The 6,887-nt window shown below is 42.7% G+C and carries 9 protein-coding genes; all 9 read right to left on the reverse strand.

What is annotated here, in order from left to right:
• Positions 1 to 4: 4 nt before the first annotated feature.
• The 9 genes from whiA to HT693_RS00175 all read right to left on the reverse strand — a co-directional run bounded on the left by whiA (position 5) and on the right by HT693_RS00175 (position 6,404).
• Complete coding sequence (whiA, locus tag HT693_RS00135; RefSeq protein WP_000011298.1) at positions 5 to 916, reverse strand: DNA-binding protein WhiA; 912 nt, start codon at positions 914 to 916, stop codon at positions 5 to 7.
• Positions 913 to 1,890 (reverse strand): YvcK family protein, encoded by a 978-nt coding sequence (locus HT693_RS00140; RefSeq protein ID WP_001231073.1) that lies wholly within the window; start codon positions 1,888 to 1,890, stop codon positions 913 to 915. The genes whiA and HT693_RS00140 overlap by 4 nt, the downstream gene beginning before the upstream one ends.
• The gene (rapZ, locus tag HT693_RS00145) at positions 1,887 to 2,777 is read right to left on the reverse strand and encodes an RNase adapter RapZ (protein ID WP_050389761.1); all 891 of its coding nucleotides are present in this window, start codon (positions 2,775 to 2,777) and stop codon (positions 1,887 to 1,889) included. Before rapZ ends, HT693_RS00140 begins: the two co-directional genes overlap by 4 nt.
• A 51-nt stretch (positions 2,778 to 2,828) precedes the next feature.
• Positions 2,829 to 3,209 carry a RidA family protein gene (locus HT693_RS00150; protein ID WP_001140420.1) on the reverse strand — a complete coding sequence of 127 codons (381 nt, stop codon included), beginning with the start codon at positions 3,207 to 3,209 and terminating at the stop codon, positions 2,829 to 2,831.
• A gap of 10 nt (positions 3,210 to 3,219) precedes the next feature.
• A complete protein-coding gene (gene yihA, locus HT693_RS00155; protein WP_000405203.1) occupies positions 3,220 to 3,807 on the reverse strand; it encodes a ribosome biogenesis GTP-binding protein YihA/YsxC in 588 nt (195 codons plus the stop codon).
• Between the two features lie 8 nt (positions 3,808 to 3,815).
• Positions 3,816 to 5,048 (reverse strand): ATP-dependent Clp protease ATP-binding subunit ClpX, encoded by a 1,233-nt coding sequence (gene clpX, locus HT693_RS00160; protein WP_000106340.1) that lies wholly within the window; start codon positions 5,046 to 5,048, stop codon positions 3,816 to 3,818.
• Between the two features lie 31 nt (positions 5,049 to 5,079).
• On the reverse strand, positions 5,080 to 5,250 hold the full coding sequence (locus HT693_RS00165) for a hypothetical protein (protein ID WP_000442276.1): 171 nt from the start codon (positions 5,248 to 5,250) through the stop codon (positions 5,080 to 5,082).
• A complete protein-coding gene (locus HT693_RS00170; RefSeq protein WP_000162465.1) occupies positions 5,250 to 5,756 on the reverse strand; it encodes a dihydrofolate reductase in 507 nt (168 codons plus the stop codon). The genes HT693_RS00165 and HT693_RS00170 overlap by 1 nt, the downstream gene beginning before the upstream one ends.
• 129 nt (positions 5,757 to 5,885) lie before the next feature.
• The gene (locus HT693_RS00175; protein ID WP_023937471.1) at positions 5,886 to 6,404 is read right to left on the reverse strand and encodes a Dps family protein; all 519 of its coding nucleotides are present in this window, start codon (positions 6,402 to 6,404) and stop codon (positions 5,886 to 5,888) included.
• Positions 6,405 to 6,887: the final 483 nt, after the last annotated feature.

Below are 6,887 nucleotides of genomic sequence, written 5' to 3' on the forward strand. Positions count from 1 at the left end.
ATCGTTATAATTCATCGGCTATCTTATTGATTTTTCTGAGTCTGTGATTGACACCACTTTTTGTAAGGGGATTGCTGAGGCTATCTGCTAACTGCTGGATAGAGTAGTCTGGGTGCTGAATCCGCAACTGCGCTACTTCCTGCAAATCCACTGGCAGATTTTCTAAGCCCATAATATCTTTTATTTTACTGATATTGTTAATGGTCTTCATGCTGGCAGAAACTGTCCGAGCGATATTAGCTGTCTCGGCATTATTAGCCCGATTGAGGTCGTTACGGGTTTCTCGCAAAATCTTAACCCGCTCAAAATCATCCCGTGCCTGCATGGCTCCGATTACTATCAAGAAGTCCATAATGTCTTCTGCTCGCTGGAGATAGGTCACAGCCCCCTTCTTGCGCTCAAGCACCTTGGCATCCAGTAAAAACTGTTGGAGAAGGGAGGCAATTCCTTGCGCGTGGTCCAGATAAACAGAACTGATTTCCAACTGGTACTTACCTGATTCAGGGTCACGAATACTTCCATTTGCCAAGAAAGCACCACAAAGATAAGCACGACCTGCTTCCTCATCCGATAAAATCGCCTCATCAATACCTGTTTCCAGGTCAAAGAAAGAGTCTGCCAAGTGCAAATCACTTAACAAATCCTGCACCTTTTCATCTGTAAAAACGGTATAGACCCGATTCTTGCGAAGATTGCTCCGTTGGTGGTGACGAATTTCCGATTTGATTTCATAGAAATGGAGAAAGGACTCATAGAGGTGACGGGCCAGTTTGGCATTTTCTGTCACAACTGACAAAGTCAAGCCCGAAGTCGAGAGACCGATGCTACCAGACATTTTGATAATGGCAGATAATTCATACCGGCTCAGATGGTGTTGACCTAGGATTTCTTCTTTTACTGCTACTGTGAAACTCATTTTCTCACCTGTATAATCCGCATCAACTCATCCACAATCAAATCTCCATCGTGGAAGGCACCGCCATTTTCCAGACGAAGGAAGTTGGATGAAATCACGCGCGGAACTTGCTTACAAAGACCAGCAAAATCATGTTCCACCTGGACCAAGTATTCATCAAAGCGATTGGAATTCATGTATTCTTGAGGCACTTTTTCGATATTCACCAAGACCGTATCGATAAAAGGTCGGCTAAGGTGACGATGCAAGACTTCCACGTGATCACTATCTGTAAAGTGTTCTGTCTCCCCACGTTGGGTCATAATATTGCAGACATAGGCGATTTCTGCCTTGGTTTCCAAAAGCGCCTGCCCGATTTCCTTAATCACGATATTGGGCAAAATAGAGGTAAAGAGAGAACCAGGTCCGAGGACAATCATGTCACTTTCAAGAATGGTCTGGACTACTCGACGGCTGGCCAGAGGTGTATCATCGTTGAAGGTATTGGTTACATAGACATGGTCAATCATGCCTGGATGGTCTGCGATATGACTCTCTCCAGCCACTTCTGTCCCATCTTGAAAGACTGCATGCAAGGTCAAAGGATGGTCGCTGGAAGGATAAATCTTCCCAGTTGTATGGAAAAACTTGCTCAATAACTGCATGGCATTATAGGTCGAACCCTGCATTTCTGACAGACCTGCAATAATGAGATTGCCCAATGGATGGCCAGCAAAGGCTCCGGCATCCTCGGAAAAGCGATACTGAAAGACTTTCTCATAAAACTTAGGCATATCCGACATGGCCACAAGGACATTACGAAGATCACCTGGCGGTGTCAATTGCTGCATATTTTTTCGGAGTTCACCTGATGAACCACCATCATCCGCCACCGTTACGATAGCAGCGATTTCCACATCTTTTTCACGCAGACTTTTAAGAATGACGGGGATCCCAGTACCTCCACCAATCACCGTTATCTTTGGTTTTCTCATGAACGGTTTACCGTTTCCTTTCTCCGGTCTTTGTCGCGATGCCCTTCATTAACAGGCCAATTCTTGGATAAGTCCTGCGCCAAGCGTTTAGCAAAGGCCACACTACGGTGTTGCCCACCCGTACATCCCATAGCAATAGTCAAAACAGACTTCCCTTCCTTTTGGTAACTTGGCAAAATCGGTTCAATCAAGGCCAACAAATGTTGATAAAAGTCTTCGGACTCAGGATGATTCATGACATAGTCATACACTGGTTCATCTACACCCGTTTGGTTTCTCAGTTCTGGTAGGTAGTAGGGATTGGGCAAGAATCGGACATCAAAGACCAAATCTGCATCAATCGGGATTCCATATTTAAAGCCGAAAGACATGACTTCGATACGGAAAGACTGGGCTTGCTCTTGATCTGAAAACTGCTCTGCAAGGGTTTTGCGCAGCTCACGTGGAGTGAGTTCAGTCGTATCCACCACATTTTGGCTCATATTTTTCAAAGGCGCCAAGAGCTCACGTTCCAGCTTGATTCCATCCAAAATCCGACCATCTGCAGCTAGTGGGTGACTCCGTCTGGTTTCCTTGTAACGCGCGACCAATTCCTTATCAGCTGCATCCAAAAAGAGAATTTTAAAGTCCAGTTCTTCCTTGTTTTCCAACTCATCCAAAACAGTTTGAATCTCCGAGAAGAAAGAACGGCTACGCATATCCACTACCAAGGCCAACTTAGGATCGTCTTCCTTTGTTTCCACCAACTGCAAAAACTTAGGCAAGAGAGCTGGCGGCATATTATCAATAGTAAAATAACCCAAATCCTCAAAGGACTGAATGGCTACAGTTTTGCCTGCACCACTCATTCCTGTCACAATCACCAAGTGAAGTTGTTTCTTTGTCATCTTTTTCTCCTTATATCAAAAGAAGTTTGGCAACACCAAACTTCAACTAGCTTATCCAATCTCTGCGATGACTTCGATTTCGACTTTTACATCACGAGGAAGACGAGCTACCTCTACTGCTGAACGAGCTGGGAATTCCTCTTTAAAGGCCGTTTGGTAAACCTCGTTAAAAGGAACAAAGTCGTTCATATCGCTCAAAAAGCAAGTTGTTTTGACAACATGGTCAAAGTCAGTTCCTGCTTCTGCCAAAATAGCACCGATGTTTTTCAAGACTTGTTCTGTCTGTTCTTGAATCGTTTCTCCAACGATTTCTCCAGTTTCAGGAGAGAGAGGAACTTGACCACTAGCAAACAAAAGGTTGCCAACGATTTTTCCTTGAACATAGGGGCCAATAGCCTTTGGAGCTTTATCTGTATGAATTGTTTTTGCCATTTTCTTTACCTCATAATTTTTCTAAGATTGCATCCCAAGCTTGGTCCATCCCTGCCTTGCTGACAGATGAAAAGAGGATGAAGTCATCACTTGGGTCAAAATTTAATTTCTTTTTGATTGCTGATTCGTGCTTGTTCCATTTACCACGAGGAATCTTGTCCGCCTTGGTCGCAACGATGATAACCGGAATCTCGTAATACTTGAGAAATTCGTACATCTGCACATCATCTGCTGACGGGTCATGACGGAGATCCACCAAACTGACCACTGCACGAAGATTTTCTCGAGTCGTTAGGTACTCCTCAATCATGCGCCCCCACTTTTCACGTTCCTTTTTGGAAACGCGGGCATAGCCATAGCCAGGCACATCCACAAAGCGCATCTTGTCGTCAATGTTAAAGAAGTTGAGCAACTGAGTTTTCCCAGGTTTCCCTGACGTACGAGCCAGATTCTTACGGTTCAGCATGGTATTGATAAAACTAGACTTACCAACATTTGAACGCCCTGCTAGGGCAATCTCTGGCAGTTCATCCTGCGGATAATGAGACTTGTTGGCTGCACTGAGCAAGATTTCAGCATTATGTGTATTGATTTCCATAGTCACCTCTAGGCTGTTTCCAAGATTGGTTTATCCGTTCCATCGACAGCTTCTTTTGTGATGCGAACCAATTTCACATTTTCCTGACTCGGTACTTCAAACATGACATCTAGCATGGTTTCTTCGATGATGGAGCGAAGACCACGCGCCCCTGTCTTCCGTTCGATGGCCTTATTGGCAATCTCTTGAAGAGCTTCGTCGTCAAATTCCAACTCGACATCATCATAAGATAACAAGGTTTGATATTGTTTGACCAAGGCATTTCTTGGCTCTTTCAAGATACGAACCAAGTCATCAATCGTTAATTGCTCAAGGGCTGCAAAGACAGGCAAGCGTCCAATCAACTCTGGAATAATACCGAATTTTTGAATATCTTCTGCGATGATTTCTTGCATGTAAGAGCTGTTTTCATCAATTGCTTTATTATTTTGACCAAAGCCGATAACCTTTTCACCCAGACGTTGTTTGACAATTTCTTCAATACCATCAAAGGCACCACCCACGATGAAGAGGATATTTTTAGTATCCACTTGAATCATTTCTTGTTGCGGATGTTTGCGTCCACCTTGAGGCGGCACGCTAGCAACAGTTCCCTCGATAATCTTGAGAAGGGCTTGTTGCACCCCTTCACCAGAAACATCCCGTGTGATCGATACGTTCTCGCTCTTCTTGGCAATCTTGTCAATTTCATCCACGTAGATAATCCCACGCTCTGCACGCTCGATATTAAAGTCAGCAGCCTGCAAGAGTTTAAGGAGAATATTTTCCACGTCCTCACCCACATAACCAGCCTCAGTAAGAGCTGTCGCATCCGCAATCGCAAAAGGCACATTCAAGCTCTTAGCCAAGGTCTGGGCAAGGAAAGTTTTCCCTGAACCAGTTGGGCCAATCATCAAAATGTTTGACTTCTGCAAATCCACATCTTCTGACTCCTCACGCGTATCGTGGAAGTTGATACGTTTGTAGTGGTTATAAACCGCCACTGCCAAGGCACGCTTGGCACGATCTTGACCGATTACATAGTGGTTCAAGATATGGAGGAGTTCGATTGGTTTTGGCACCTCAGACAAGTCTGCCAAGACTTCCTCAACCAATTCTTCTCGAATGATTTCCTGAGCCAACTCCACGCATTCATTACAAATAAAAGCATTGTTCCCAGCAATTATTTTTTGTACTTCTTCTTGGTTTTTGCCACAAAATGAGCAATAAACCATCATATCATTTTTTCTATTTGTAGACATGATTTCCTTCCATTCTATACTGTCATTCTATCTAAAATAAGGTCATGTAAAAAGCATGAATACTATTGACCAGATTGGTAAAGGCATTTAACCAAAGGAGGATAGAAAGCCCGTAACGCTTTTTACGAAAAGCCTGTGCTCCTGCCAGAAGGCAGATGAAACACAGAAAAGCCGTGAATAAACCAAATAAACTCCGTTCCATTAGACTTCCTTTCTCTTGTGATATTGGATGGTAAAATCATAAGGATTCTTCTCATCTTTGGCGTAGAATTTGCTTGAAACTGTCTCAAAAAGAGATAAGTCAAACTCCTCAGGAAAATAGGTATCTCCCTCCACCCGAGCATGAATGTGAGTGACAATTACTTCATCTAAGTAGGGTTCAAAAGCCTGAAAAATCTGCTTCCCACCGATAATGTAGAGATTCTTTTCTTGAGCCTGATACCAGTCGAGAACAGACTGGACGTCCTGAAAAGTAGCAACCCCATCTATCTTTTCTTCCGTGTTACGTGTCAAAATCAAGGTCTCCCGTTGTGGAAGCAAGCGACGTCCCATCCCATCAAAGGTTACCCGCCCCATCAAGATAGCATGATTCAGAGTTGTTTCCTTGAAATGTTGCAGTTCTGCTGGCAAATGCCAAGGCAGACGATTATCCTTACCAATCACACCCTCTTCATCCTGGGCCCAAATAGCTACGATTTTCTTAGTCATGCTTCCATCCTTTTTACTGATAGTACTATTTTATCAAAAAACTCAAAAAAAGACTGGTTTGGAATAGCTTACAAAATAGAAAAAATCTGTAAGAAATTTCCTACAGATTTATCTATGTTGCCTTGTTTCTTACAAACCAGGTGCTTGTCCAAGTTCTGCGGCAAGCATCCAGATTGTTTTATCCGTTTCATTTTTAGCGTCTGAGAAGATACCATTTGTCACATCATCACCTTCTTCATCAGTAACATCCAAACCTTTTTGGAAAAGTTCTGACAAGTAACGGTAGATAACAAGGACACGTTCCAAACTTTCTTCAACATTGCGGTATTCACCAGCTTCTTCTTCGATTTCACTGTTTTGAAGGAACTCTGTCAAAGTAGAGTATGGTTTACCACCGAGTGTAATCAATCGTTCACTGATTTCATCTAAATGACCATCAAGAGCATCCATGTACTCATCCATTTTTGGATGCCATACCATAAAACCGCGTCCACGCATGTACCAGTGCACTTGATGCAAAGCAACGTGGGCTACGTACAAATCAGCAACAGCTTGATTCAAAACTTCCTTTGTTTTTGCCAATGCTACTGGCGCTGCTTTTGTTAATGTTGCGACATCTTTTGCTGCTTCTTTTTTCAATTCTACCATTTTATTTTACCTCATTCATTATTTTTATGTAACCACTTCTTAATGATTACTACCTTAGTATACTACTAAGGAAAACCAATAGCAAGCAAAATAACCCACATGAGAAAAGTTGCAATAGACTGATAATTTAAGAATTCTTTAGAAGACGAAAAGAGGGTTGGATGCTTATAGTCAATGGAAATCCATCAGCAAACTAGGAAACTAAACCCAGCTTGACCAAAGCACAAGTTTTGAGGTCGCAGGTAGAACTGACCAAGCTGATGTGGTTTGAAGAAATTCCCCAAGACTATAATAGATTGAAATAAGATGTAACCAAGTCGATTAGGAAAGACAAATGAATTTCTAAAAATGTTTTAGCAACCGCAATGTTCTGGTCTATATTCAATCTACTATATAATACTCTTCGAAAATCTCTTCAAACCACGTCAACGTCTCCTTGCCGTAGATATAGTTACTGACTTCATCAGTCTTATCTACAACCTC

It is taken from the genome of Streptococcus sp. 2154, from assembly GCF_013277255.1.
Lineage (GTDB): Bacteria > Bacillota > Bacilli > Lactobacillales > Streptococcaceae > Streptococcus > Streptococcus pseudopneumoniae.